Consider the following 25,334-nt stretch of genomic DNA (forward strand, 5'->3'; position numbering starts at 1 on the left):
CCGGGACAGGATGGGAAGTCGGTCCGTGCGCGACGCGTACCCGAGGGTAGTGGAGCCGCGGGCTCTCAGGCAGGGGCAACGGTCGACCGCTCCACGATGCGCGCGGCGGGCACGGCGGACGGCAGCGTGCCCAGCACCGACCCCCAGTCCCCGCCGAGGCGGGTGGCGCAGAACGCGTCGGCGACCTCGGGCGGGGCGTACCGCAGCAGCAGCGAGCCCTGCAGGCACTGGGCGAGCAGGCCGGCGATCCGGCGGGCGCGCAGCGGCAGCGCGTCCGGGTCGCCGAGCTCGGCGGCCAGCCGCTTCACGGCGTCGTCGAAGCGGGCGTCGGCGCCGCGGGCGAGCTCGATCTCGTCGGTGACGGCGGCCAGCGACTCGCTGCTGCGGCCCAGGGCCCGCAGCACGTCGAGCGCGATGACGTTGCCGGAGCCCTCCCAGATGCTGTTGAGCGGCGCCTGCCGGTAGAGCCGGGGCATGCCCGACTCCTCGACGTAGCCGTTGCCGCCGAGCACCTCGAGCGCCTCGCCGACGACGCCCGGCGTCCGCTTGCAGACGAGGAACTTGGCGGCGGCACCGGCCAGCCGCAGGAACGCCTTCTCGCCGGCGTCGACCGCGGCGGCCAGCCGGATCGCCAGCGCGGTGGCTGCCTCGCTCTCGACGGCGAGGTCGGCCAGCACGTTCTGCATGAGCGGCTGGTCGACCAGGAGCGCGCCGAAGGCGGAGCGGTGCCGGGCGTGGTGGACCGCCTGGGTGAGCGCCGCCCGCACCGTCGCGGCCGACCCGATGACGCAGTCCAGCCGGGTCGTGTTGACCATCTCGATGATCGTCGGGACGCCGCGGCCGGGGGCGCCGACCAGCCAGCCGGTGGTGCCGTCGAACTCGACCTCGCTGGAGGCGTTGGCGCGGTCGCCGAGCTTGTCCTTGAGGCGCTGCAGGCGGAAGACGTTGCGGCTGCCGTCCGGGAGCACCCGCGGGACGAGGAAGCAGGACACGCCCTCGTCGAGCTGGGCCAGCACGAGGAACAGGTCGCTCATCGGGGCGCTCGTGAACCACTTGTGCCCGGTGAGCGCGTAGCTGCCGTCGGCGTTCGCGACCGCACGCGTGGTGTTGGCCCGGACGTCGGAGCCGCCCTGCTTCTCGGTCATGCCCATGCCCGCGACCAGGCCCGGCTTGGCGACGGGGTCGGTCAGGCCGAACCGGTAGCCGGTCGCGGTCAGGCCGGGCTCGTAGCGGGCGGCGAGGTCGGGCGCCGCCCGCAGCGCCGGCACGGCCGCGTAGGTCATGGTGACGGGGCAGCCGTGGCCGGCCTCGACCTGCGTCCAGCCGAGGTAGCCGACGGCGCGGCGCACGTGGGCGTGCCGGTAACCGGCGTCGGCCGCGGCCCACGGCGCGCCGGCCAGACCGTGCTCGAACGCCGTCCGCATGAGCTCGTGCCAGGCCGGGTGGAACTCCACCTCGTCGACGCGGTGGCCGTACCGGTCGTGGGTGCGCAGCACCGGGCGGTTCTCGTCGGCCAGCCGGCCCCACTCGCGGGCCTGCTCGCTGCCGGCCAGCGCGCCGAGCTCGGCCAGCGAGGCGAGCGTCGCCTCGTCGGCGTGCCGGAGACAGGCCTCCCGCAGGGCCGCGTCCCCGGCGATCGGGTCGTACCCGACCAGCGGCGGGGCCTGGTTCAGGACCTCGTGCGTCGCAGCCACGCCGCGCACCGTACGACCTCGCTGTCACCGCGGTCACACCCCTGGTCCGCCGGCCGGGTTCCACGTGGAACGACGGGACGGCGGCACTCAGAAGGGCGGCGGGTCGTCGGCCGGGTCGGCCGGTGACGGTGGTCCGGGATGGTCCGGCGGCGGGTCTGGTTCGGCCGGTGGTGGCCGCACCCCCGGTGGCCGGGTCGTGCGGGTGATCCCGGACGGCGTGGTGACGGTGAGGGTCCCGTCGGCGCTCATGTGGAAGCGCCAGCCACGGGCGAAGGTCTTGAGGCGGTGGTGGCTGCGGCACAGGCAGCACAGGTTGGCGCAGTCGGTGGCGCCGCCGGTGGCGTGGGGGACGACGTGGTCGGTGTCGGCCCAGCCGACGCGCTGGCCGCAGGTGGGGAAGCGGCAGGTGCGGTCGCGGGTGTGCACGAACCGCTGCAGCGGCGCGGAGGGTGCGTAGGCGTCCGTCGCGGCCGGTCGCTCGAGCAGCGCACAGTCGCAGTCAGTGTCCGGGTGGTCGGCGCAGCCGCGGCGGGCGAGGCGACGCAACTGGTCGAGGGTGGTGGTGGCGCGCAGCGTGCCGTCGTCGTCGACCAGCGCCAGGGTCACCGAGCCGCCCTCCGGGGTGCGCAGTCCCAGGGCGTCCAGTTGCTGCAGGAGTTCCCGGAGGTGGGCGGCGGTGATCGGCAGGCCGTTCACCGCACCCGCCTCGTCGCTGCGGCCGGTCAGCGCATTGAGGGTGGCGATGACCTGCAGGTGGGCGCTCACCGGCGGGCGGCCGGTCTCCCTCGGGCGCTGCAGCAGATCGGCGAGGACCAGCGTGCGCAGCTGCCCGATCGGCCGCTCGTCCCCGTCGGCCTTCAGCATCCGGGCGAGTGCGTCCACCAGCGCATGACTGGCGGCGGCGAGGTCGGCGGGGAGGTCGGCGGCGAGGGTGGCCATGCCGTCGAAGGGGCAGTCGTACAGCCGCACGTCGGCGTGCCGCTGCGCAGTCGCCCTTCGGTGGTCGATCGCCTGGGCGTCGGCGTCGAGCAGCAGCGCCAGCGCCCGGTCCTTGAGCTTGCGCACCGTCAGGGACATGGCCTCCGGCAGCAGCCGGGCCTCGATCGTCCGGGCGGTCGCCGCGCTCGTGTGCTCCAGCACGTCGACCAGCGCCTTGGCACGGGCCTCGTCCAGCGCGCCGGCGGCCAGCGCCGCCCAGGTGCCGGGCAGGTGCGAGCGGTACGTCCACGCCCGGTGGGCCAGGTGGGAGGCGGTGCCCCGGCCGACGTTGAGCACCAGTGCCAGCTCGGCGGGGAAGAACTCCGACACCCCGGGCAGCTCCGCATCCGGCGCCCACGACCCCCGGCGGGCGCCCGGGGTGCCCGGCGCGGGATCGGTGTCGGCGGGGCGGGCCTCGGCCAGGCGGAGCACCAGCTCGGCCTCGTAGGCGGCCTCCATCGCCTTGCGCGCCTGCACCCGCTGCAACTCGGCGGCCGCCTGCTCGTCCGACAGCAGCGCCACCGGCAACCGGGGGATCGACACCGGCTGCTCCAGCAGCCAGCCGGCGAGCGCGCGCTCCAGCGGCGACACGTGGCCGGCGACCTCCTGCACACCCCGCACGCTACGGCCGGGGTACGACAGTTCCCGCAGGTCAGACCGGTTGTCCGGCACTCCGCTGGTCGAGCAGACGGACCAACCGGCCGATCGCCAGCTGCGCCAGCGGGGCGTAGCCGACCACGACCGGCGCCGGGCCGGAGATGCGCAGGCCGGTGGTGCTGCCGCCGTCGGGACCGTCGGCGACCCAGTGCAGCAGGTGCAGCCGGACCGGGCCGGCGCTCACCGTCCACGCCCACTGCCGTGCCGCCTCGTCCACCGACTCGACGACGAACGGGAGCGTCACCCCCACCGGCCCGCGCACCCGCCCGCTCACCCCGGCGGCGAGCCGGGGCCCCGGCACCTCGACGCCGGTGATCTGCGGCGCCCACTGCGGCCACCGGGCGGGCCGGGCGTAGCGCTCCCACGCCTCCGCGGGTGACACCGGGCCGGTGGCGTGCAGGGTCACGGTCGTCATGCCGCCCTCCCTGCCCGCGACGGACCCGCCGCACGCACCGCGGACGGCGGCACGGTCAGGCCGGCGGGCCGCCGAGCAGCAGCTGGCGCAGCATGTGCATCGCGAGGACGACGGAGCGCTCGCGCACCGCCGTCCGCGAGCCGCGCAGCCGCACCGACCGCGCCTGCTGGCCCACCGGGCCGACGGCGCACAGGTGCACGGTGCCCACGGGCTTGTCCGGCGTCCCGCCGCCGGGCCCGGCGATGCCGGTGACCCCGACGCCGACGTCGGCCCCGAACCGTGCCCGCGCCCCCTCGGCCAGCGCCAGCGCCACCTGCGGGCTCACCGCGCCGTACTCGGCGAGCACCTCCCCCGGCACCCCGACCAGCTGCTCCTTCGCCGAGTTCGCGTACGAGGTGATCCCGCCGAGCACGTAGGCCGAGGACCCGGCCCGCTCGATGAGCCGGGCGACCAGCAGCCCGCCGGTGCAGGACTCGGCGGTGGCGATCGTCAGGCCCTGGTCGGCGAGCGCACCGGCCACCAGCTCGTCGAGGGTGGGCCCGGTCGAGAACAGCGTCGCGGCGAACGTCTCGGTCAGCACGGCGGCCAGCCGGTCGTACGCGGGCTGCGCCTCGGGCGCGAAGCGCGTGACGATCTCCAGCTCGCCCTCGCGCAGGCAGGTGGTGACCTCCAGCCCGCCGAGCTCGTGCTCGTGCTCCCGGAGGGTGGCGGCCAGCTGCGCCTCCAGCGTCCCCCAGAGCCGGATCGTCTCCTGGCGGAGCTCCCTCGCCCCGGCCAGCACCTCCTGCACCGGCCCGGCCGCCAGCGCCGCCGGCCACATCCCCTGCAGCTCCGACGGCGGCCCGGGCAGGACGACGACGACCGGCCCGGTGCGGCCGTCGGCGGGCGGGACGACGAGGCCCGGCGCCGTCCCCACCGGCTCCAGCACGGTGGCGCCGGCGGGCACCATCGCCTGCTTGCGGACGCCGGCCGCGGTCGCCTCGGGGTCCGACCGCCAGCCGCGGCGGGCCATCAGCCGCTCGACGACGGCGGCGACGCGCTGCTCCAGCTCCGGGTCGACGTCCAGCGGCCTGCCCTGCACCTCGCCCACGACCGCGGCGGTGAGGTCGTCGGCGGTGGGCCCGAGGCCGCCCGTCGTGATCACCAGCTCGACGCCGGAGGAGGCGAACCAGGCCAGCGCGCCGCGCACGTCGTCGGGCCGGTCGCCCACGACGAGGACCGAGCCCACGTCGACGCCGGCCTGCCGCAGCTGCTCGGCGAGCCACGGCCCGTTGCGGTCGGCGACCCGGCCGGTCAGGACCTCGGTGCCGGTGACGACGATGCCCGCGCGCGTGCCCACCCGCCCGACCCTAGGAGGACGACGTCCTCCCCGCCGGGTGCGAGGCGGACCGCCGGACCCGCCGTCGCACCTCCCCGGGCCGGGCGCGGACCGCCGCTAGCGTGCGGGGAGGACCGGTCCCACCCCGTGCGGGACCGGTCGCCCGCGTCCCAGGAGGAGAGAGCACCCGTGACCACCTCGCCCCCGCCGGCCGGCCCGCGCACGCAGCAGATCCCCACCACCGGGGAGGGTGCGACGGCCGCGGGTCTCGCCGGACACCCGGGCGCGCCCGCCGTGCCGCCGTCGGTCCTGCCGGCGCCCGCGTACCCGGTGACCACGCCCCAGCCGGCAGCGACGCCGGAGCCCGCCCACCACCAGCCGTCCCACCACGCGCCGCTCCACCACGAGCCGGTGCACCACACACCGGCCCACCACGAGCCCGTCCACCACGAGCCCATCCACCACGAGCCCGTCCACCACGCGCCCGCCGGCTACCAGCCGACCGGGCCGCAGCCCACGGGCCCCCTGGACTCGCTGCTCGGCGCCCCGCCGGTGCCCCCGCCGGCGGCCGCCGGCCCGCAGGGGGCCCCGGCCGCCCGGCCCGGGAAGCCGGCGCGCCCCCGGGCGCCGCGCCGGTCCCGCGACCGCGCCGCGCTGGTCGGCGCCGGCCTGGCGGGGCTCGGCCTCGCGCTGCTCGAGCTCGGGCTCGCGCTCCGCCTGGACGGCCCGCCGCTGTGGGGTCAGGTCCCGGCGTGGGCGGCGTTCGCCACCGTCTGCGCGCTGCTCGGCGGCGCGGCCGCGCTGTCGCGGCTGGTGCCGGCGCTGCGGCTGGGCCCCCTCGCCGCGGAGCGGCTGGCGCTCGGCGGGGCCGCCGGCCTGGCGGTGTTCTGGGTGCTCGTCGTCCTCCCCCACGCCGACACCGACCGCGGCTTCCTGCTCACCGCCGCACTGGGGGCCGTGGCCCTCGCCGCCTGGCTGGTGCCCGGCCGCCGTCGCTGACCGGACGCCGGCGGCTCAGCGGACGCGGCCCCGTCCGTTGCCCCGTCCGTTGCCGCCGGCGTTCCCGTTCCCCCCGCCGTCGCCGTCCACCTCGCCGTCGCCGTCCCCCTCGCCGGGGTCCTGGGCGTCCGCCTCGTCCCCGGCCGCCGGCGGCGGGACGGGGTCCGGCTCCGGCGCGGCGGGCGTCACCGGCTCGGCCACCTCCGTGACCGGGGCGGAGTCCACCGCCCAGGACGGCACGGAGGGCCACGGCGACGAGGGCGGCGGCGACGGCGGCGACGACGACGGTGGCGACGACGACGGTGGCGGGGACCACGGCCCGGACTCGGGCCGGGACACCGCCGCGGCCACCGTCAGCGTGACCGTCTCCCCCGGCGTCAGCCGCCCGACCGGGGTCGCCCCGGTGACGACGCCCGGGGCCGCGTCGGCGGTCTCCACCACCACCCGGCGCACCCTCAGCCCGGCCGCGACCAGCTGCTCCTCCACCTCGTCGGCGGACCGGCCGACCAGGTCCACCCGCCGCACGTCGGTGCCCGCGTCCGCCGGGGACCCCGCCTCGGCCGCCGGCACCGGCGAGGACCCCGGCGCGGTCACCTCCAGCACGCCGACCCCGAGGGCGGCGCCGACCGCGAGGGTCGCCATGCCGGTGAGGACCCGCCCGGCCCTGCGGCGCGGTGCGGGAGCGGCGGCCACGGCCGGCGGGGACACGGCCGGCGGGGACACGGCCCGCGGGGACACCACGGGCGGCAGCGGCGCGGTGACCGGTGGCGGCGCCGGCGGCAGCGGGCGGCCGGCGCGGACGGTCTCCACCGCCCGGCACACCGCCGCGCCGTCGGCGAGCCGGCCGGCGGGGTCCTTGGCCAGCATCCGCGCCACCAGCTCCCGCACCGGCTCCGGCACGTCACGGGGCAGCGGGTCCGGCTCGTCGCGGATCTGCCGCAGCGCGATCTGCACCGGGTGCTCGCCGTCGAAGGCCCGCCGCCCGGCCAGGCACTCGTAGGCGACCATCCCGAGCGCGTAGACGTCGCTGGTGGGCCCCGCCTTGCCGCCGGCCGCCTGCTCGGGCGAGAGGTAGTGGGCGGTGCCGACCACCTGGCCGGTGCGCGTCAGCGGGGCGCTGCCCGCCGACCAGGCGATGCCGAAGTCGGTGATCCGGACCACGCCGTCGTAGCCGACCAGCACGTTGCCCGGCTTGACGTCGCGGTGCACCACGCCGGCGGCGTGCGCGGCGGCCAGGGCGGCGGCGGTCTGCCCCACCAGGTCCAGCACCCGCTCCGCCGGCAGCCGCCCCTCGCGGGCGAGCAGCGCCGACAGCGGCTCGCCGTCGACGAGCTCCATCACCAGGTGGGCGCAGACCTCGCCGTCCTCGGTCACCACCTCGCCGTAGTCGTGCAGCGCGGCGATGTTGCGGTGCAGCAGCCGGCCGGCCAGGCGCGCCTCGGTGCGGAACCGGGTGCGGACGGTCTCGTCCTCGACGTACTCGCTGCGCAGCAGCTTGACCGCGACCGGCCGGTCCAGCAGGGCGTCCCGGGCGCGCCAGACCTGGCCCATGCCGCCGGTGGCGAGGAGGCCCAGCAGCTCGTAGCGGCCGGCGACGACGCGACGTGCAGGCCTGCCGTGCATCGCACCTCCTCGGTTCCGGATCAGCGGCTGGTGGAGTCTCCCGCGGCGGAGGTGGTCCCGCTCGTCGTCCCGGCGGTGCCGGTCACCGGCGACGACGACGTCGGGGTGCTCGAGCTCGTGGCGGTGGTGCCGGTGGGCGTCGCCGGCGTGGTGGTCGTCGTGTCCGACGGGGAGCCGGTCGCGGACGAGCCGGGCGCGGTGGTCGTGGTCGGGGTCGCGGCCTCGGTCGGCTCCGGGACCGCCGTCCCCGGAGCCGGGTCCGTCGCGGGCGGGACCGGCTCGACCACCGTGCCGGGCGTGCTGTCGCCGGTCACGGCCGAGACGCCGCCGTCGCCACCCTGCCCCGTGGGCGCCGGCCGGGAGCCGCGGCCACCGGCCGGCGCGACGGCGAAGGTGACGACGACGTCGTCGCCGGGCTCGAGGCGCACGCCCTCGGGCGAGACGCCGAGCACCCGGCCCGGGACCGCGGACCCGGTCACCTGCTCGCGCCGCTCCACGCCCAGGCCCAGCGCGGACAGCTGGGTGGCGACGTCGTCGATCGGCCGGCCGACGTAGTCACCGGCCTCGAGCACCACGCCGTCCTCGCTGTCGCGGGTCTGCGCGGCGACGACGGTCGGGGAGCCGGGGTCGTCGCCCAGGGCGGTGAAGACGACGCCGGCCAGCCCGGCGCCCAGCAGCAGCGCCAGCAGCGGGACCAGGACCGCCGCGACGCGGTGGCGGGGCGGTGGCGGGGGGCTGCTGCGCCGCGGCCCGCCCGGGCCGGGGAGCACGCCGGACGGGCCGGGGGCGGCCTGGGTGGGCGGGCCGGCGTCGACGGCGACCGGGACGGCGGCGACCGGGACGGCGGCGACCGCCACTCCGGCCGGCGCGGCGGCCGGGACGGGCGCGAGCGCCGGTGCCGGTGGCTCGAGGTCCGGCAGCCGCCCGGCGCGGGCGTCCTCGACCGCGGCGACGAACGCGGCGCCGTCGGGCATGCGGGCGGCCGGGTCCTTGGCCAGCGCGCGGCGGATGAGGGTGCGGACGTCGCGGGGCAGCGTGTCCGGCAGCGGCTCGGGGTCCGAGCGCAGCTGCTTGAGCGCGATGGTGACCGCGTTGTCGCCGTCGAAGGCGGGGTGCCCGGTGAGGCACTCGTAACCGACCAGGCCGAGGGCGTAGACGTCGCTGGCCGGGGTGGCCAGGTGCCCCTCGGCCTGCTCCGGCGAGAGGTACTGCGGCGTGCCGATGACCTGGCCGGTCTGGGTGAGCGGGACGCTGCCGGCCGACCAGGCGATGCCGAAGTCGGTGATCTTCACGCTGCCGTCGGCGCGGACGAGGATGTTGCCGGGCTTGACGTCGCGGTGCACCAGCCCGGCGCGGTGCGCCTCGGACAGCGCGGCGGCGGTCTGGCCGAGCACCGACAGGGTGGTGGAGGTGTCCAGCCGGCCCTCGCGGCGCAGCAGCGCCGACAGCGGCTGACCCTCGACCAGCTCCATGACCAGGTAGGCGAGTGTCTCGCCGGTGTCCCCGGCCGTGTCCCGTGCCGTGGTCTCGCCGTAGTCGTAGACCGCCGCGATGTTCGGGTGGTTCAGCGCCGCGGCGTGCTGGGCCTCGGCGCGGAAGCGGGCGAGGAACGTCGGGTCGCCGGTGTACTCGCTGCGCAGGACCTTGACCGCGACCGGGCGGTGCAGCAGCACGTCGGTGCCGCGCCAGACCTGGCCCATGCCACCGGCGGCGATGAGCCGGGAGAGTTCGTAGCGGTCACCGAGCATCCGGCGACCCGGTTCCACCACGGGACCTCTCCCATCCCTGCCGGCCCTGCTGCCGACGCCGTCCGTCCCGGCGTACCGGTCCTCGTCCGCGGAGGTGCCCGGTCCTTCCGAGACCACACATCCTCCCAGCAGTCCCACCCGTCCGGGGAGTCCCGTGCGTCACGGCTCGGCATCGACACGGCGACGCGCCGACGACGCCCCGGTGACACGCCGGTGGCCGGCCGGCTCAGGCGGACTCGAAGAGGGCGCGGCCCCACCAGTCGGCGTCGTCGCGGACGCCGGGCGGGCAGGCGAACACCGCCGACGACGTGTGCCGGACGTACTCGTTCATCGCGTCCGTCCGCAGGTTGCGCTGCACCTGCACGAAGCCGGTCTCCGGGTTCCGCTGGAAGGCGATGAAGAACAGCCCGGCGTCGAGCCGGCCCAGGCCGTCGGAGCCGTCGACGAAGCTGTAGCCGCGCCGCAGGATCGCCGTCCCGGAGTTGGTCGGGTGGGCGAGGAAGACGTGGCTGGTCTCGGGGATCGCGAACTCGCCGTCGACCTGCTCGGTGAAGTCGACCGGGTCGAACTCCGCGCGCTGGCCGAGCGGTGCCCCGCTGCCCTTGGTGCGGCCGATGGTGCGCTGCTGCTCGTCCAGCGAGGAGCTGTCCCACGGCTCGACCAGCATCCGGATCCGCCGCGTGACCAGGTAGGAGCCGCCGCGCAGCCAGTCCGCCCGGCCCCCCTCGCCGTCGTCGTCGCCGACCCACACGAACCGGTCCAGCGCGCTGCCGTTCTCGGCCTTGAGGTTGGCGGTGCCGTCCTTGAAGCCGAACAGGTTGCGCGGGGTGGCCTGGCCGGTGCTGGTCGACGACGTCCGGCCGAAGCCCAGCTGCGACCAGCGCACGCTGACCACCCCGGCGCCGATGCGCACCAGGTTGCGGACGGCGTGGACGGCGACCTGCGGGTCGTTGGCGCAGGCCTGGAGGCACAGGTCACCGCCGCTGATCGCGGGGTCGACCTGGTCGCCGGTGAACGACGGCAGCTCGACCAGCGGCGCGGGCCGGCGGGCGGCGAGGCCGAAGCGGTCGCGGCCGTCGGCGGTGGTGAACAGCGTGGGCCCGAAGCCGACGGTGATCGTCAGCCCGGACGGCGGCAGGCCGATCGCCTCGCCGGTGTCGTCCGGCGGGGCGTACCGCTCGCCGTCGACGGCGCCGACCGGTCCGGCGTCCCGGCCCGCGGTCATGCGCCGCGCGGCCTCGGTCCAGTCCCGCAGCAGCGCGACGAGGTCGTCGCGGCTGTCGGTGGTGACGTCGAGGGCGACGAAGTGCAGCCGGTCCTGGGCGGGCGTGACGATCCCCGCCTGGTGCTCGCCGTGGAAGGGCACCGCGTCGGTCGGGGCCGGTCCGGCCGCCTGGGCTCCGCCCGCCGGGCCCTCGGCGGTCGCCCGGCCGACGACGCCGCCGGCCGCGCCCGCGGCGAGGACACCGGCGGTGCCGACGCCGAGGGTGCCCAGCAGGCGGCGGCGGGACAGACCCGGCCGCTGCGGCGCGGCCGGCTGGTCGGCGGTGGGCTCCGTCATGGCTTCCTCGGGACGGGGACGGTCTCGCAGGGCGCAACGTCCCGCGCACACCGGCGCGTCCCCGGCGCCGGTGTGCCGCGGGTCACTGGTCCGCGACGACCGCCGCGACCTGGCTGACCGACTCCGACAGCGCGGTGATGCTGTCGGACAGGCCGCGGAGCTGCTCCTCGGTGAGCTGGTCGTGCAGCGTCCAGCCGCCCTCGGTGCGGTACTGCCCGAGCTCGGCCTCGGTGGCGGCGAACCGCTCGTCGATCTCCGCGACCAGGTCGGGGTCGGCCTCCTCGAGGTAGGGGCGCAGCGCCTGGACGGCGGCCTCGGAGCCCTCGAGGTTGGCGGCGAAGTCCCACAGGTCGGTGTGCGAGTAGCGGTCCTCCTCGCCGGTGATCTTGCCGGTGGCGATCTCGTCGAGGAGGGCCTTGGCGCCGTTGGCCAGCTGCAGCGGCTCCAGCGTCGTGTCGTCGGCGAGCTCGACGACCTCCTGCACGTTCGCGAGCAGCTGGTCGGCGTAGGGGGTCATGCCCTCGGTCGTGCCGCCGACCCACAGCGCCTGCTCGATGCGGTGGAAGCCGGTGAAGTCCTCGCCCTCGGCCTGGTCGCCCTCGCGGCCGTCGATGAGCGGGTCGAGGTCGCCGAAGACCTCGGCCACCGGCTCGATCCGCTCCCAGTAGGTGCGCGCGACCGGGTACAGCGCCTTGGCGCCCTCGACGTCGCCCGCCTCCACCGCGTCCACGAAGGCGGTGGTCTGCTCGAGCAGCGCGCCGGTCTGGCTCTGCACGTAGCGCTGGTAGTCCGCGCTCGCCTGGGCGAGGGTCTCGTCCTCCGACAGCGACCGGGCCTCGCCGGTGACGGTGAGGTCGCCGCGGATGCCGTCGCCGACCATGCCCGGCTTGCAGGCGGTCTCGTAGCTGCCGGCGGGCAGCTCGACGAGCAGCTCGCGGGTCAGGCCCGGCGCGATGTTCTCCACCTCGCCCATGACCCGGTCGCCCTCGGCGTAGACGTAGAACTCGGTCACCTGGTCGCCGGAGTTGGTCACCGCGAAGCTGTGCGTCCCGGCCGGCAGCTCGCTGCTGGCGACGTCGCAGGCGTCGTCGGTGGCGGCGACGGCGACGGTGTCGGCCGCCTGCCCGCCGGCGGACGCGGCGCCGGAGCCGCCGTCGGCCGACGAGCAGGCGGCGGTGGTCAGCGCGGCCAGCAGGCCGGCGGTGAGCAGGGGGAGGCGGCGGTCACGCACGGACATGCTGGGTGGTCTCCGACGGCTGGGTGGGGGTCCGGGCCGGGTCGGCGCCGGAGGGCTTCGGGGCGGCCGGCGTGCGGGCCGGCCAGAGGAAGGCGACGAGCACCGGCACCAGGTAGGCGACGTACGCGACCGTCTCGAGCACCGTGGGGGCCGCGGTGACGTTGAAGATCCCGGCGATCGCCGCGCCGTACCAGCTGTTCGGGTCCAGGACGCCCGAGATGTCGAAGGCGAGCACGTCCAGGCCCGGGAGCACCCCGGCCTCCTGGAAGTCGTGGACCCCGTACTTGAGGATCCCGGCCGCGACGAGGACCAGCAGCACCCCGCTGACGGTGAAGAACCGCGACAGGTCGATCCGGATGGCGCCCGCGTACAGGCCGATCCCGACGACGACGGCGGTGAGCACGCCCGCGGAGATGGCCACCAGCGGGGTCGCCGACGTCGTCGCGCCCTGGGCGGCCGCGTAGAACAGCAGCGTCGTCTCCAGGCCCTCGCGGACGACGGACAGGAAGGCGACGCCGGCGACGGCGAGCGTGCCCGTGCCCAGCGCGTGCTCGAGCTGCCCGGTGAGCTCCCCCTTGAGCTTCCGGGCGGTCCGGCGCATCCAGAAGACCATCCAGGTGACCAGCGCGACCGCCAGCACCGAGGTGATCGCCTCGAACAGCTCGCGGGAGCGGTAGTCGGCCAGCAGCGTCGTCCGCGTGTAGGTGAGCAGCGCGCCGAACAGGACCGACAGGGCGACGGCCGCGGCCACGCCCGCCCACAGCGGCAGCAGCTGGCGGCGGCGGCCGCTCTTGACCAGGTACGCGACGAGGATGCTGACCACCAGGGTGGCCTCGAGGCCCTCGCGGAGGCCGATGAGGTAGCTGGCGACGAACGCCTGGCCCATGGCTGACCCATCTGTCGGGGGTGGGGTGTCCCCCGTCACCGGACTGAGGGCAGGCACACCTTACTCGTCGTGCACGATCGTTCCGGCCCCCGTCCGCGGGAGGCCCCCTCGGCCGGGGGCGGGCGTGGCAGGGTGACCGGCATGTCGGAGACCACCGCCACCACGACCGTGACCCGCGAGGACGCCGGCGGCGTCGCGACCGTCACGCTGCAGCGGCCGGGGATCTCCCGGGCGATGCGGCGGGAGCTGCTCGAGGTGGTGCAGGGGATCGCCGGCGACGGGTCGGTGCGGGCGGTGCTGGTCACCGGCACCGGCCGGGCGTTCTGCGTGGGCCAGGACCTCGCCGAGCACGTCGAGTCGCTGCGCGGGGACGCCGGGAGCTCGCTGTCGGTCGTCGAGGACGAGTACAACCCGCTGGTCCTGGCGCTGGCCGGGCTGCGGGTGCCGGTCGTCGTCGGGATCAACGGCGCCTGCGCCGGCGCGGGGCTGGGGCTCGCGATGGCCGGCGACCTGCGGGTGGCCGCCGCGGGCGCGAAGTTCACGACCGCGTTCACCGGCATCGGGCTGTCCAGCGACTCGGCCCTGGCCGCGCGGCTGGTGCACAGCGTGGGCGTCGCCCGCGCCACCGAGCTGCTGCTGCTCCCCGACGCCTTCCCCGCCGAGACGGCGCTGCAGTGGGGTCTGGTGCACCGGGTCGTCGAGGCCGACCGCGTGGCGGACGAGGCCAGGGCGCTGGCCGAGCGGCTGGCCACGGGGCCGACGGCGGCCTACCGGGCGGTCAAGACGGTGCTGGCGAGCGCGCCCACCGACTCGCTGGAGGAGACGCTGGCGCTGGAGGCGCGGCTGCAGACCGAGCTCGGCGGCACTGCCGACCACGCCGAGGCGGTCGAGGCGTTCCTGGCCAAGCGCCCGCCGCGGTTCACCGGGCGCTGAGCCCCGCGGGCGGGCCGACGGCATCGCGGGGCCCGTCCCCGTTCACGGAGGGCTGCAGTGGGATCGCTGCGGGTACAGACACGGTGGGTCCCGTCCCGCCCGGCCGTTGCGGGACCCGGCGGTACCGCTGTGCGGTGACACCCTCCCCCCACGCGACGGGGAGGGGCAGCTCGTGGACGGGGCACGGACGGCGGGGACGACGGAGGCGGCTCCGGGGGAACGACCGCTCCCCCGCAGGCACGCCGGGGTCCCGCAGGGACGTCCGCTCCCCCCACGCCCTCCGCTCACGAGCTCGGTCGCGCTCCCGCTGACCCCGACCGTGCCGCCGCGCCCGCGCGCCGTCCGGGTCTCCGGCCTGCTGTGCTGGGCCGCGGCGCTGGCCGCCGTCGCCGGCGTGCTGGCGATGCTCCTCGACCGCGCGGCGCTCGACGCGCGGCTGACCGGGACCGCGGCCGCCGGTGACCCGGCCGCGTCGGCCGGGGAGGTCGCCGACGCCGTCGCGGCGACGATTGCGACGGTGGTCGGCGCCACCGGGCTGGTCACCGCCGTCATGGCGGCCGGGACGGCGCTCGCGCTGCGGCGCCGGGCGTGGGCCCGCTGGCTGCTGCTGGCGGCCCTGCTACCGACCCTGCTGGTCCTCGACGTGGCGCAGAGCACCGCGGCGGGGGACGCCGACCTCGACCGGGTCGCGCTGATCGCGGCGGCCGGGCTGTTCCTGCTGGTCCCGGTCCCGCTGTTCACCCGCTCCGCCCGGGCCTGGTCCCGCGCCCGCTGAGCCGGGCGCCGCGTCGAGGGCGGCCAGCACCCCCTCGACGGACCGGACGACGACGTCGGCGGCGTCCGCGGCCGCCCGGTCGGCCAGCGGGTCGGCCGCCGCCTCCCGCCAGCGCCGCAGCGCCTGCAGGGCCGCGGTGCGCAGCGCCGCCGGGGGCGTGTCCGCGGGCAGCCCGAGCCGCGCGGCCGGTGTGGTGTCCGTGGCGCCGAGCAGCCGCTCGCCCTCGGCGGCCAGCGCGGCCGGCAGGGGACCGCCGGGTGCGCGGGTGCGGGCCAGCAACGCCAGCTCCGCGAGGTCGTCCCCGGCCAGGCGGATCCGCTCGACCTCCGCGCGCACGGCCTCCGCCCCGTCCACCGGGTGCTCCTCGAGCAGCGACTCGACCAGCCGCAGCGCGGCGGCGGCCCGCACCGGCCCACCGCGGGCGGTGAAGTGCACGTGCAGCAGCCGCTGCAGCTCGACCAGGCCGCTGCGGCGCAGCAGCTCGGCGGCCAGCGCGTCGGCGTCGCCGATGCCGGCGCGGACCAGGGCGACCGACAGGCGGACCCCGAACAGCCCCAGCCGGTCGAGCAGGCCGGCCCGGACCTCCGCCGACAGCGGCACGGGCGTCTCCGGCCGCGAGAACCGGTCGGCGGTGAGCAGCATGCCGGTGACCGCGGCCGGGTCGGCGGCGGCCAGCGACCGCAGGGCGACCAGGTCACCGTGCCGCAGGGTCCGCCCGGCCAGCGCGAGCCGGCCGGCGACCGGCACGACCGCCGAGCTGACCACCCGCAGCGCCGGGTCCGCGGACATCCGGCGGGCCGCCGCCTCGGCCGCGTGCAGCGCGTCGATGCGCCCCGCCCCGAGCTCGTCGGCCCGGGACAGCACGGTGATCGTCGTCGTCAGGGTCCCGGTGGCACCCGTGGCGGCCTGGAAGGCGCTGAGGACGGCCAGGTCGTCGGGCTGCGGCCGGCGGGTCAGGTGGACGATCGCGTCGGCGCCGGCGAGGCCCGCGTCGGTGCCGAGGAAGGCGTGCGTGCGGTCGCTGGTGCCCGTCGACAGCGACCCGGTGCCGGGGGTGTCGACGAGCGTGGCGGCCAGCAGGTCCGGCGACGGCCAGTCGACGACGAGCGTCGCGACGTCCTCGGGCGCGGTACCGGCCAGGTCCAGCCGCAGCCCCCCACCGTCCCGGCGCACCGGCAGGTCGCGGGCCGCGCCGTCCCGGCCGCGCAGCACGACGCGGGGCGTGGCGCCGTGCCGGTACTCGGTGACCACCCGGGTGCACTCGCCGGCGTCGGTCGGGGCCACCCGGGCACCCACGAGGGCGTTGAGCAGGGTCGACTTGCCGGCCTTGACCCGGCCGACGATCGCCACCCGCAGGGGCTCGTCGAGGCGCCGGCGGGCGGCGGCCAGGCGGCCGGCGGCGTCGGGCACGCCGCCCCAGCGGGTCAGCGCGTCGTCCAGGAGCGCCCGGACGTCGTCGAGGGCGGCGGGCCCCGTCACGGGGTGGGCACCGGGGTGCGGTCCAGCCGGGCGACCTCGCCGGCCAGCCGGTCCAGCCGGTCGAGGCGGGCGCGCAGGAGGCGGACGCGGGTGTCGTGGTCCGCGGTGGCCTCCTTGGCCGACCGCTGGGCGGCCCTGACCGCGTCGGCGAGGGTCCGGGCGGTCTCGTCGGTGGTGTCGGTGACTAGGTCCCGCAGCGTCCGCTGCACGGTGCGCAGCCGGTCCTTGAGGTGCTTGCCGACCTGGAAGACCACCTCGTCGAGGTGCCGCCGCACCACGGTCCGCGCCTCGGTCTCGCGCCGCTGCCGCCGCTGCCTGGCGTCGTCGTTGTACGCCTTGCGGCCCAGCACGACGCCGGCGGCCAGGGAGATCGGGTTGATGATGGCGAGCCCGGCCAGGCTGGTGACCAGGCCGGTCATGAGCACCCCGGTGTAGGAGCCGCGCAGCCCGATCAGCGTCCGCTCGCGCAGGGTCATGGAGCCGTCGTCGATGCCCGGGACGGCGACGAGGGCGTCCAGCGCGTCGCCCGCGGCGCCGACCTCCAGGGCCGGGACGGCACCGCCGCCGTCACGGGTCACCTGGTCCACCACCTGCTCGGCGAGCCACCGGGAGCGCTGCTCGGCCCAGACGTAGCTGTCGGCCACCGCCGCGGCGATCCGCTCGTCGAGCCACGCGGTGATCTCCGGCCAGGCCGGACCCGGGTCGCGGGCGGCGATGACCTCCTCCGCCTCGCGGACGACGACCCGGGAGCGGTCCCGCAGGTCGTGGTCGATGTCCGCCATGAGGTCGGTGACGCCGTCGTTGAGCACCTGCTGCCAGCGCGACGAGCGGCGCCGCTGCTCGTCGACCGCGGTGCGGGCCTCCTCCAGCTCGGCCAGCAGCGCCTCCCGCGACGCCGGGTCCTCCAGGCTGCGCAGCTCGCTCCGCAGGGCCAGGGACAGGTGGCCGGTCACCGCGGTGAGGTCGTGCACGAGGGAGCGGCGGGCCAGCGTCGCGGCCCGACCGGCCACCTCGTCCTGCAGGTGGCCGACCAGGGCGGCGATGCCGGACTCCTCGTGCAGCTCGCGGTCCCGGTGCTGCACCGCGAGCTGGGCCAGCGACGAGGAGACGGCGAACAGCGGCGCGTCGCACCCCCGGGCGGCGAGGTGCCCGCGGTCGATCTCGGCGATCCGCCGCCAGTCGGGGCAGGCGTCGGTCTTGGTCAGGATGCAGACGACCGTCGGGCACAGCGCGGAGGCCTGCTCGAGCAGGGCCATCTCCGGCGCGGTGAACTCCTGGCTGGCGTCGGAGACGAACAGGACGGCGTCGGCGGTGGGCAGCAGGTCGAGGGTGGTCAGCGCGTGCGCCACCACCCCGAGGCCGCCGACGCCGGCGGTGTCGACCAGCTCGAGACCGCCGGCGAGCAGTCGCCGGGGCAGCTCGACCTCGGCCTGGAGGATCCGCTCGGCACCGGGCCCGGTGACCCGCGCGGCGACGGTCTCGACCGGGACGGGCACCCGCTCGGTGACGACCTCGGCGCCCGGGGCGGGAGCCGGCCCCACCGCCCGCACCAGCGTGGCCCGCGGGGCGGCCCCGTTGCGCACGACCGTGGGGACGACGGTGGCGACGTCGTCGGCGACGGGACAGACCGGCACCCCGGTCAGCGCGTTCACCAGCGAGCTCTTGCCCTGCTTGGGCTCCCCCAGGACCAGGACGCGCACGCCTGGCGAGGCGTGCCTCCCCCGCGCCTGGGTGAGCCGCCGCTGCAGGTCGGGCCGCCCGCACTCCTCGGCGAGCGCCAGCACCCGGTCGACGAGCTGCTCTGGTGTGACCACTGCCACCTCCTCCGGAGCCCCGGTGATACCACTGCGGGCCCGACTGCGGACGGAAGGCAGCCCGGCCCCGGCGCGCTGGACGCCGGGGCCGGGCGCGTCCGGGTCAGTGACCGCCGGCGTCGACCTCGGCGACGACCACGACGTCGTCGTTGTCCTCGACGGTGTCGTTCAGCGAGCCGTTGAACGACCCGTTCCCGTCGTTGTCCTCGGAGAAGACGTCGTTGTCCTCGGAGTAGTCGTTGCCGACGTCGTCCAGGTCGACCGAGTTGTCCTCGGAGTAGTCGTTGCCCACGTCGTCCAGGTCGACCGAGGTCTCCTCGGAGTGGTCGTTGCCGACGTTCTCCAGGTCCACCGAGTTGTCGGTCTCGGAGTAGTCGTTGCCGACGTTGTCGAGGTCCACCGAGACGTCGTCCCCGACCTGGCCACCGTCGTTGGCGGTGGTGTTCGTGCCGCCGGAGTTCTCGCTGCCGACCTGGTCACCGCCGACGACGCTGCCGTCCCCGGTCTCGACCCCGGCCGAGTCCTCGACGATCGGGCTGTCGTCCCCGACGGTGACGTCGTTGCCGTTGAACGACCCGTTCACCGAGTCGTCCACGTGCACCGACTCGTCGGAGTTGTCGGTCGTGTTGCCGTGGCCGACGGAGTTGCCGTCACCGGAGACGTCGTAGCTGTTGCCGGAGTCGGAGACGTCGACGGTGGTCTCGCTGTTGTCGACCTCGACGTCCTCGACGTCGTCGCCGGCCGCCACGCCGTCGCCACCGACCACCACGTTGTCGTCACCGAAGATCGCCTGCGCGTCGCCGCTGACCCAGATGCTGTGCGAGGCGTCGATCTCGACGTCCACGTCGGTGTAGGTGACCGAGATGTTCTGCAGGTGCGTGATGACGACCGTCTCGCTGCCGGCGGCCGGGGCCGGCGCCGGGGCGTGCCCGCCGCCGCCCTGCCAGCCGCCGTGGTCCTCGTCGGTGTCGCAGGCGGCCTCGTCGTGGTCGTGGTCGCGGGCCGGGGCGGGGCTCGGCCGGTCGTCGTCGCCGCCGTGCGCCGGGGCGGGGCCCGGCTTGTCGTCGTCGCACCCGCCGGACCGGCCGTGGTGTGCGTCGTGGGAGTGGCCGTAGCCGTCGTCGTCGTGCCCGCGGCCGCCGTGACCTCCCCAGCTGACCGGCGCGTAGCCGGCCACCATCGGCATGAGGTCGTCGACCTCGGCCGGGGTGGCGTCGACGCCCGCGGCGGCGAGCGCGCCCGTCGGGTCGGCCGCGTAGGCCTCGGCGGCCTCGGGGTCGCGGAAGAGGTCGAGGATGAAGTCGAGCAGCGAACTGGCGACGTTCGTCATGGCAGGTCCTCCGGGTCCGTGAGCCGCCCGTCGTCGGCCGGCTGGCGACGGCAGTTCAGCCGCCCCCTCCGCGCCCGGGCAGCGGGTGGCGTCCCCCCACTTCCGACTCCGCGTTGGGGGGTGCGCGCTGACTCCCCGTTAGGGGACTCGGGGTGTCGCCCCCTACTTGCCGCCCGCCGGCACCACACGCGGGAGGAAGCAGGGACAGGCGTGACGCAGGCGACATACGGTCCTGCGGCGTACCGGCTCAGGGAGCGGGCCGGCGGGCAGGGTGACGGGGGGACCTGTGCGCGACGGCGAGTACGGGCTGGGCATCGACATCGGCGACGGCACGGTCGCCGCGGCGGTCTGCGCCGAGGGCGCGGGAGCCGCCGAGCCCCTGCCCCTGGGGGGACCGGGGGACCCCCCGGTCGCACTCGCGGTCGACGACGACGGCGTCCGGCTCGGCGACCCCGTCCCCGGGCGGGCGGCGGGCGTCCTGGCGCGGGTGGGCGCCGCGACGCCGCTGCACCTGGGCTCCGGCCCGGTCCCCGCCGCCGCCGTGGTGGCCGGGGCGGTGCAGCTGGTCCGGGCCGCGGCCGCGGAGCGGCTGGGCCGGCCGGACGCCTGGACGGTCGTCACCGTGCCGCCGTCGTGGGCCGGCCACCGCCGGGCAGCGCTCGCCGCGGCCTTGCAGGAGGCGGGCGTCCCCCGCTTCACGCTGGTCTCCGCCGCGGTCGCCGCCGTCGCCCGCCACACCGGCACCGGTGAGCTGCCGGAGCGGCCGACCGTCGCCGTGTACGACCTCGGCGCCGCCACCGTGGACCTCGCCGTCGTGGGCCCCGACCCGGGGGATCCCGACGCCGGCCTGCCGCGGCACCTCGCGCCGCCGCCCGCGCCGCTCGGGTGGGGTGGCCGGGACGTCGACGACCTGCTGGTCGGCCACGTCCGCGGGTCCTCGGCCGGCGCCCCGGACCCGGAGGCGGCCGCGGCGCTGCGGCGCGCGTGCGTCGCGGCCAAGGAGGCGCTCTCGGAGGAGACCGCCACCCGGGTGGAGGTGGGTCCCGAGGCGGTCCGGCTCACCCGCGAGGAGCTCGACGAGCTGCTCGACGGCCCGGTCCGGGAGTCGGCCGCGCGGCTGCGGGCCGCCGTCGAGGCCGCCGGCGTGGACCCGGCCGCCCTGGACGCGGTCGTGCTCACCGGCGGCGGGGCCCGGATGCCGCTGGTCGCGGAGGTGCTCTCCGGGGAGCTCGGCCGGCCGCTGGCCCTGGGGCCCGCACCGGAGCTCACCGCGGCCCTGGGCGCGGCGGGCCTGGCCGCGGAGGCCCTGGCCACGGAGGCGCTGGCCATGGAGGCGCTGGCCACGGAGGACCCGGCCGCAGGGGGGACGGCCGCCGACGGCGTCCCCACCCCCGCCGCCGTCGCCCTCCACGCGGCGCCGCCCCCGGCCGTCCCGGCCGGGGCCCGGCGTCCCGTGCCCGGCGCCCCGCCGCGGGGGCCGGGCGGGAGCCGGCACCCCGCAGCCGGGCCGGAGCGGACCCGCGCCCGGGCCCGTCGGGCACAGCGCGGTGTGCTCGTCGGCGTCCTGCTGCTGTGCCTGCTCGTGCTGCCGCCCGCCGTGGCGGGCCTCCTCGGCACCAGCGGCACCGCCGCGCCGGGGGGCGAGGTCCCGGTGGCGCAGGCCGAGGACGGCGCCGCGCCCACCGGCGGGTCGCCCGGCGTCGCCGCACCGGGTGCCGCCCGACCGGCCGGCGCCGCTGCCCCCGCAGGCACGGCCCGGTCCGCGGGAGGCGTGCGGGCGACCGACGACCCGGCCGCGTCGGCCGGCGCCGTCACCGCGGTCCCGGCGGTCGACCCCCGGACGCCGGGGTCGACCGGCGCGGCGGGGAGCTCGACCGCCCCTCGCTCTCCGGCGGGGACGCCGGTCGCGGGCACCCCGACCGGCGGCACCACGGGCGGGGCCCCCACCGGGGGCACGGCGTCGGGCGGCGACCCGACCCCGGGGACCACCGCGCCACCGGCCGCCACCCCGTCGGGGACCGCCGGTCCCCCGTCCGGACCACCTCCGTCGGGGACACCGGACGAGACCCCCTCGGGGACCCCGTCGGAGACCCCGGACGAGACGCCCACCGAGGACCCCACCGAGACCCCGACCGAGACGCCGGGTGAGACCCCCACCGAGGACCCGGGGACCGGGGGACCGGCTCCGGACACCACGACGCCACCCGCCGAGGGGACGACGACGACCGACGATCCCGAGACGCCCGCCGCTGACACCACCGGCCCGGCCGCGCCGTCCCCGGGTACCCCGTGACCGCCGTCGCCCATCCCCCCGTCGTGCACACCGCCGCCTCCCCCGCGGCCCGCGTCCCCGGACCCCGCCCCGCCCGGCTGGCCGGCAACATGGCGGACGGCCCGGTGGCGCGGGCGGCGGCGGCACGTGCCGTCGTGGTCTGCGGTCCGGCGGGGACCGGCAAGACGCACCTGCTCGACGAGGTCGCCGCGCTGCACCGGCGCGCGGGACTGACGGTGCTCAACGCGCGCACCGAGGACCCCGACGCGGTGACCGGGCCGTTCGTCCTCGTCGTCGACGACGCGCACCGCGCCACCGCGGAGGTCGCCGACCGGGTGCGCCGCGCGCTGCGGTCCCCCCACGCCCGGGTCGTCCTGGCCTCCCGGCCCTGGCCGCGCCCGGCCGCCCTCACCGCCCTGCTCGCCGACGTGGCCGCCGAGGTCCCCGACGACCGGCACTCCGTGGTGCTCGGCCACGTCGACCGGGCCCGGGTCGAGGAGTGGGCGCGGGCCTGCCTGGGACCGGCCGCCACGCCCGCGCTCGCGGACGCCGTCCACGCCCGGACCGGCGGCCTCCCCGCGCTGGTGCACGGCCTGCTGTCCGCCCTCGCGCGGCGGCCGGGCCGGGTGGACCTCCGCGTCGTCCCCGAGAAGATGCGGGCGCAGCTGAGCGCCGACCTCGACGCCCTCGACGAGCGGACCCGGGCGCTGGTGCACGCCGTCGCGGCCGGCGCCCCGCTGGACGACGACGTCCTCGGCGGGCTGCTCGACGTCCCCCTGGAGCAGGTGGCCGACCTCATCGCCGCGGCGCGGGCGACCGGCCTGGTGCTGGCCGACGGGCGGGTGGTCCCGGTGGCGCAGGAGGTGCTGCTCGCGACGACCCCCGCCGACGTCACCCGGCGCACCCGGCGCCGGCTGCTCGGCCTGCTGGTCGAGCGCGGCGAGGAACCGGTGGGGCTGGCCCGCGGCCTGGCCGCGGACCGGGTGCGCGACCCGCGGGCCGCCGCGCTGCTGGAGCGGCACGCCGACGCCGCTCTCGGTGCGGACCCGGCGCTGGCCGGGGAGCTGCTGAGCGCGGCCGTCGACACCGGGGCGCCGGTCGCCTGCCTGTCGGCCCGGCGGGCCCAGGCCGCCGCCCTGACCGGCGACCTCGACGGCGCGGTGCGCTGGGCCGACGCCGCCCTCGCCGACCCCCTCGCCCCCGACCGGGCCCGGGCCGCCGGGGTGCTCGCGGCGGTGCTGGCCCGGCGCGGGCTGCTCGGCCGCGCCGCGGAGCTCTGCCGGTTGGCCGGCCCGGAGCACGCGGGCTCGGCGGCGCTGGCCCTGCTGGCCACCGGACACCCGGACGAGGCCGCCCGGCTGGTGGCGGCGGCGCGGGCCGGGACCTCCGGGGCGCCGACGATGCTGTCGGTCAGCGAGGACCTGATGGCGGAGGGCATCACGTGCTCGCTGCGGTCGGGGACGGACGCCGCCGACCCGGTGCCCGCGGCGCTGTCCACGCTCACCCGCGCCGCCGCGCTGCTGGAGCCGGTCGGCCGGACCGCGCTGCTCGTGGACACCCCCGCGGCGCTGTCGGCGCTGGTGGCGCTGCAGTGCGGTGAGCTGACCGTCGCCGAGTCGGTGCTGCAGCGAGCGGTCGACACCGACCTGGGCGGCCGACCGGCGCGTCCCCGGCACCTGCTGCTGCTGGCGTGGATCGCCATGCTGGCCGGCCGGATGGCCCGGGCCCGGGAGCTGATGGCGGAGGCGCAGGCCGTCGAGGGCGGCGCCCTCGAGCCGCGCGACGAGCTCTTCCTGCAGGCGCTGGAGGTGGGCCTGGCCCGCCGCAGCAGCGACGTCCCGGCGCTGGTGCGCGCGTGGGTGCGGGCGCGCGAGGCCGTCGTCCGGCACCCCGTGGACCTGTTCACCCTGCTGCCGCTCGGGGAGCTGGTCGTCGCCGCGGCGCGGCTGCGCGACGGTGACCGGCTGCGCTCCCACCTGACCGAGGCGCAGGCGCTGCTCGCCCGGCTGGGGGACCCGCAGCTGTGGGCGACGCCGCTGCACTGGAGCGGCGCGCAGGCGGCGATCATCACCGACGACCCCGCGGCGCTGCGGCCGCACGCGGCAGCGCTGGTGGCCGCGGCACGGACCAGCCCGCACGCCGCGACGCTGGCCGAGGCCGGGCGGACCTGGCTGCACGTCCTCACCGACGAGATCGACCCACCGGCGGTGGTGGCCGCGGCGGAGGCGCTCGGGGCGGCCGGGCTCGGCTGGGACGGCTCCCGGCTGGCGGGGCAGGCCGCGGCCCGGGTCACCGACGCACGGGCCCGCTCGATCCTGCTGGCCTGCGCGCGCACGCTGGTCGACCCCACCGACGGGGACACGCCCGGCGAGTCCGGGGAGGACGCCCCGCCGGCCGCCCCGGTGGCGACGGGCACGCTCAGCGAGCGGGAGCGGCAGGTGGCGCGGCTGGTGGTGGAGGGGCGGACCTACCGGGAGATCGGCGGGCGGCTGTACATCTCGGCGAAGACGGTGGAGCACCACGTCTCGCGCATGCGCCAGCGGCTGGGCGCCGGCACGCGGTCGGACCTGCTGGCGCGGCTGCGCGCGGAGCTCGCGGAGGGCGCCTAGCGGCCGGAGCCGGCCAGGGCGGCGCAGGGGACGCAGACGTCGCGGGCCGACGTCGGCCAGTCCTCGTCGAGGGTGACGCGGGCGAGCGTGCCGCAGAGGGTGAGCTCGCAGGCGCCGTCGACCTCGGGGGCCGGGCGGTGCAGCTCGACGGCGTGCCACAGGGCGGCGGTCGGGCCGTGGGCGCGGCTGCGGGCGGCGACGTAGGCGGTCGCGGCGAACGCGGTGGGGGCGGTCGAGGCGGCGGTGGGGGCCATGCAGGGAGGGTCGACAGGCTGCCCGGCCTCCGGGAGGCGGGCCGCCGCGGTGTCACCCACCCGGGTGAGACGGCGGGCCGGCGGGGGCGGCGGCAGGATGTCCCCGTGGAGCTGACCAAGCACGGGCACGCCTGCGTCGTGATCAGTGACGGCGACCGGCGGCTGGTCGTCGACCCCGGCGCCTGGACCGACCCCGCGGCGCTGGAGGGTGCGAGCGCGGTCCTGGTCACGCACGAGCACCCCGACCACTTCGTCGGCGACCGGCTGCGCGCGGCGCTGGAGGCCGACCCGGCGCTGGAGGTGTGGACGAACCCGTCCGTCGCGGAGCAGCTGGACGGGCCGGGGAGCCGGGTGCACGCGGTGGGCGACGGCGACGCGCTGACCGTCGCGGGCTTCGACGTGCAGGTCCACGGCGAGTGGCACGCGGTGGTCCACCCCGAGCTGCCCCGGGTGCGCAACGTCGGCTTCCTGGTCGGGGGCCAGGTGTTCCACCCCGGCGACGCGTTCACCGTGCCGGGGACCCCGGTGGCCACGCTGCTGGTGCCCCTGCACGCGCCGTGGTCGAAGGCGGCCGAGGTGATCGACTACGTGCGGGCGGTGGACGCCGACCAGGCCTTCGCCGTGCACGACGGCCTGCTCAACGACACCGGGCTGGGCCTGATGGCCGGCCTGCTGGGCGAGCGCGGCCCGGGCACACCCACCCCCTACGGCCGGCTGACCCCGGGGGAGGCGGTCGAGCTCTGAGGCCCGCC

The 25,334-nt window shown here is 77.7% G+C and carries 18 protein-coding genes; 5 read left to right on the top strand and 13 right to left on the bottom strand.

Annotation, left to right across the window (positions count from 1 at the left end; genetic code table 11):
* Nucleotides 1–65: 65 nt before the first annotated feature.
* The 4 genes from ACI79Z_RS06565 to ACI79Z_RS06580 all read right to left on the bottom strand — a co-directional run bounded on the left by ACI79Z_RS06565 (nt 66) and on the right by ACI79Z_RS06580 (nt 5,083).
* Nucleotides 66–1,694, bottom strand: a complete 1,629-nt coding sequence (locus ACI79Z_RS06565) for an acyl-CoA dehydrogenase family protein (protein ID WP_456902104.1) — start codon at nt 1,692–1,694, stop codon at nt 66–68.
* Between the two features lie 87 nt (nt 1,695–1,781).
* Nucleotides 1,782–3,284, bottom strand: a complete 1,503-nt coding sequence (locus ACI79Z_RS06570; protein ID WP_456902105.1) for a DUF222 domain-containing protein — start codon at nt 3,282–3,284, stop codon at nt 1,782–1,784.
* A 40-nt stretch (nt 3,285–3,324) separates the two neighbouring features.
* Nucleotides 3,325–3,744 (bottom strand): SRPBCC family protein, encoded by a 420-nt coding sequence (locus ACI79Z_RS06575; protein WP_456902106.1) that lies wholly within the window; start codon nt 3,742–3,744, stop codon nt 3,325–3,327.
* Between the two features lie 55 nt (nt 3,745–3,799).
* Nucleotides 3,800–5,083 carry a competence/damage-inducible protein A gene (locus ACI79Z_RS06580; protein WP_387988698.1) on the bottom strand — a complete coding sequence of 428 codons (1,284 nt, stop codon included), beginning with the start codon at nt 5,081–5,083 and terminating at the stop codon, nt 3,800–3,802.
* A gap of 168 nt (nt 5,084–5,251) precedes the next feature.
* Between ACI79Z_RS06580 and ACI79Z_RS06585 the strand changes: the two genes are divergently transcribed.
* Nucleotides 5,252–6,061, top strand: coding sequence for a hypothetical protein (locus ACI79Z_RS06585; protein WP_456902107.1), 810 nt, complete (start codon nt 5,252–5,254; stop codon nt 6,059–6,061).
* A 15-nt stretch (nt 6,062–6,076) separates the two neighbouring features.
* Here the strand turns inward: ACI79Z_RS06585 and ACI79Z_RS06590 are convergent, their stop codons facing one another.
* The 5 genes from ACI79Z_RS06590 to efeU form a co-directional block, all read right to left on the bottom strand.
* A complete protein-coding gene (locus tag ACI79Z_RS06590) occupies nt 6,077–7,684 on the bottom strand; it encodes a serine/threonine protein kinase (protein WP_456902108.1) in 1,608 nt (535 codons plus the stop codon).
* Nucleotides 7,685–7,704: 20 nt separating this feature from the next.
* Nucleotides 7,705–9,453 (bottom strand): serine/threonine protein kinase, encoded by a 1,749-nt coding sequence (locus ACI79Z_RS06595; protein WP_456902109.1) that lies wholly within the window; start codon nt 9,451–9,453, stop codon nt 7,705–7,707.
* Between the two features lie 205 nt (nt 9,454–9,658).
* Nucleotides 9,659–10,993 carry an iron uptake transporter deferrochelatase/peroxidase subunit gene (gene efeB / locus ACI79Z_RS06600; protein ID WP_456902110.1) on the bottom strand — a complete coding sequence of 445 codons (1,335 nt, stop codon included), beginning with the start codon at nt 10,991–10,993 and terminating at the stop codon, nt 9,659–9,661.
* A gap of 82 nt (nt 10,994–11,075) precedes the next feature.
* Nucleotides 11,076–12,230: an iron uptake system protein EfeO gene (gene efeO / locus ACI79Z_RS06605; RefSeq protein WP_456902111.1), complete on the bottom strand. Its 1,155-nt coding sequence runs from the start codon at nt 12,228–12,230 to the stop codon at nt 11,076–11,078.
* On the bottom strand, nt 12,217–13,116 hold the full coding sequence (gene efeU / locus ACI79Z_RS06610) for an iron uptake transporter permease EfeU (RefSeq protein ID WP_456902112.1): 900 nt from the start codon (nt 13,114–13,116) through the stop codon (nt 12,217–12,219). The genes efeO and efeU overlap by 14 nt, the downstream gene beginning before the upstream one ends.
* A 141-nt stretch (nt 13,117–13,257) precedes the next feature.
* Here efeU and ACI79Z_RS06615 point away from each other — a divergent pair, with 141 nt between their 5' ends.
* A complete protein-coding gene (locus ACI79Z_RS06615; protein ID WP_387988691.1) occupies nt 13,258–14,049 on the top strand; it encodes an enoyl-CoA hydratase-related protein in 792 nt (263 codons plus the stop codon).
* A gap of 619 nt (nt 14,050–14,668) precedes the next feature.
* Here the strand turns inward: ACI79Z_RS06615 and ACI79Z_RS06620 are convergent.
* The 3 genes from ACI79Z_RS06620 to ACI79Z_RS06630 all read right to left on the bottom strand — a co-directional run bounded on the left by ACI79Z_RS06620 (nt 14,669) and on the right by ACI79Z_RS06630 (nt 19,447).
* Complete coding sequence (locus ACI79Z_RS06620; RefSeq protein WP_456902113.1) at nt 14,669–16,303, bottom strand: dynamin family protein; 1,635 nt, start codon at nt 16,301–16,303, stop codon at nt 14,669–14,671.
* Nucleotides 16,300–18,117 (bottom strand): dynamin family protein, encoded by a 1,818-nt coding sequence (locus ACI79Z_RS06625; protein ID WP_456902114.1) that lies wholly within the window; start codon nt 18,115–18,117, stop codon nt 16,300–16,302. The genes ACI79Z_RS06620 and ACI79Z_RS06625 overlap by 4 nt, the downstream gene beginning before the upstream one ends.
* Nucleotides 18,118–18,220: 103 nt before the next feature.
* Nucleotides 18,221–19,447 (bottom strand): IniB N-terminal domain-containing protein, encoded by a 1,227-nt coding sequence (locus ACI79Z_RS06630; protein WP_456902115.1) that lies wholly within the window; start codon nt 19,445–19,447, stop codon nt 18,221–18,223.
* Nucleotides 19,448–19,718: 271 nt separating this feature from the next.
* On the opposite strand from ACI79Z_RS06630, the gene ACI79Z_RS06635 reads away from it, so the two are divergent.
* Together ACI79Z_RS06635 and ACI79Z_RS06640 are read left to right on the top strand one after the other, a co-directional pair.
* Entirely contained in the window at nt 19,719–21,740 is a 2,022-nt protein-coding gene (locus tag ACI79Z_RS06635; RefSeq protein ID WP_456902116.1) for an Hsp70 family protein, read from the top strand.
* Entirely contained in the window at nt 21,737–24,328 is a 2,592-nt protein-coding gene (locus ACI79Z_RS06640) for a LuxR C-terminal-related transcriptional regulator (RefSeq protein WP_456902117.1), read from the top strand. Before ACI79Z_RS06635 ends, ACI79Z_RS06640 begins: the two co-directional genes overlap by 4 nt.
* Here ACI79Z_RS06640 and ACI79Z_RS06645 read toward each other — a convergent pair.
* Nucleotides 24,325–24,582 (bottom strand): hypothetical protein, encoded by a 258-nt coding sequence (locus tag ACI79Z_RS06645; RefSeq protein WP_456902118.1) that lies wholly within the window; start codon nt 24,580–24,582, stop codon nt 24,325–24,327. The genes ACI79Z_RS06640 and ACI79Z_RS06645 overlap by 4 nt on opposite strands.
* A gap of 105 nt (nt 24,583–24,687) precedes the next feature.
* Here ACI79Z_RS06645 and ACI79Z_RS06650 point away from each other — a divergent pair, with 105 nt between their 5' ends.
* Nucleotides 24,688–25,326 (top strand): MBL fold metallo-hydrolase, encoded by a 639-nt coding sequence (locus tag ACI79Z_RS06650; RefSeq protein WP_387988684.1) that lies wholly within the window; start codon nt 24,688–24,690, stop codon nt 25,324–25,326.
* Nucleotides 25,327–25,334 lie beyond the last annotated feature (8 nt).

The organism is Geodermatophilus sp. SYSU D00663, from assembly GCF_054050655.1.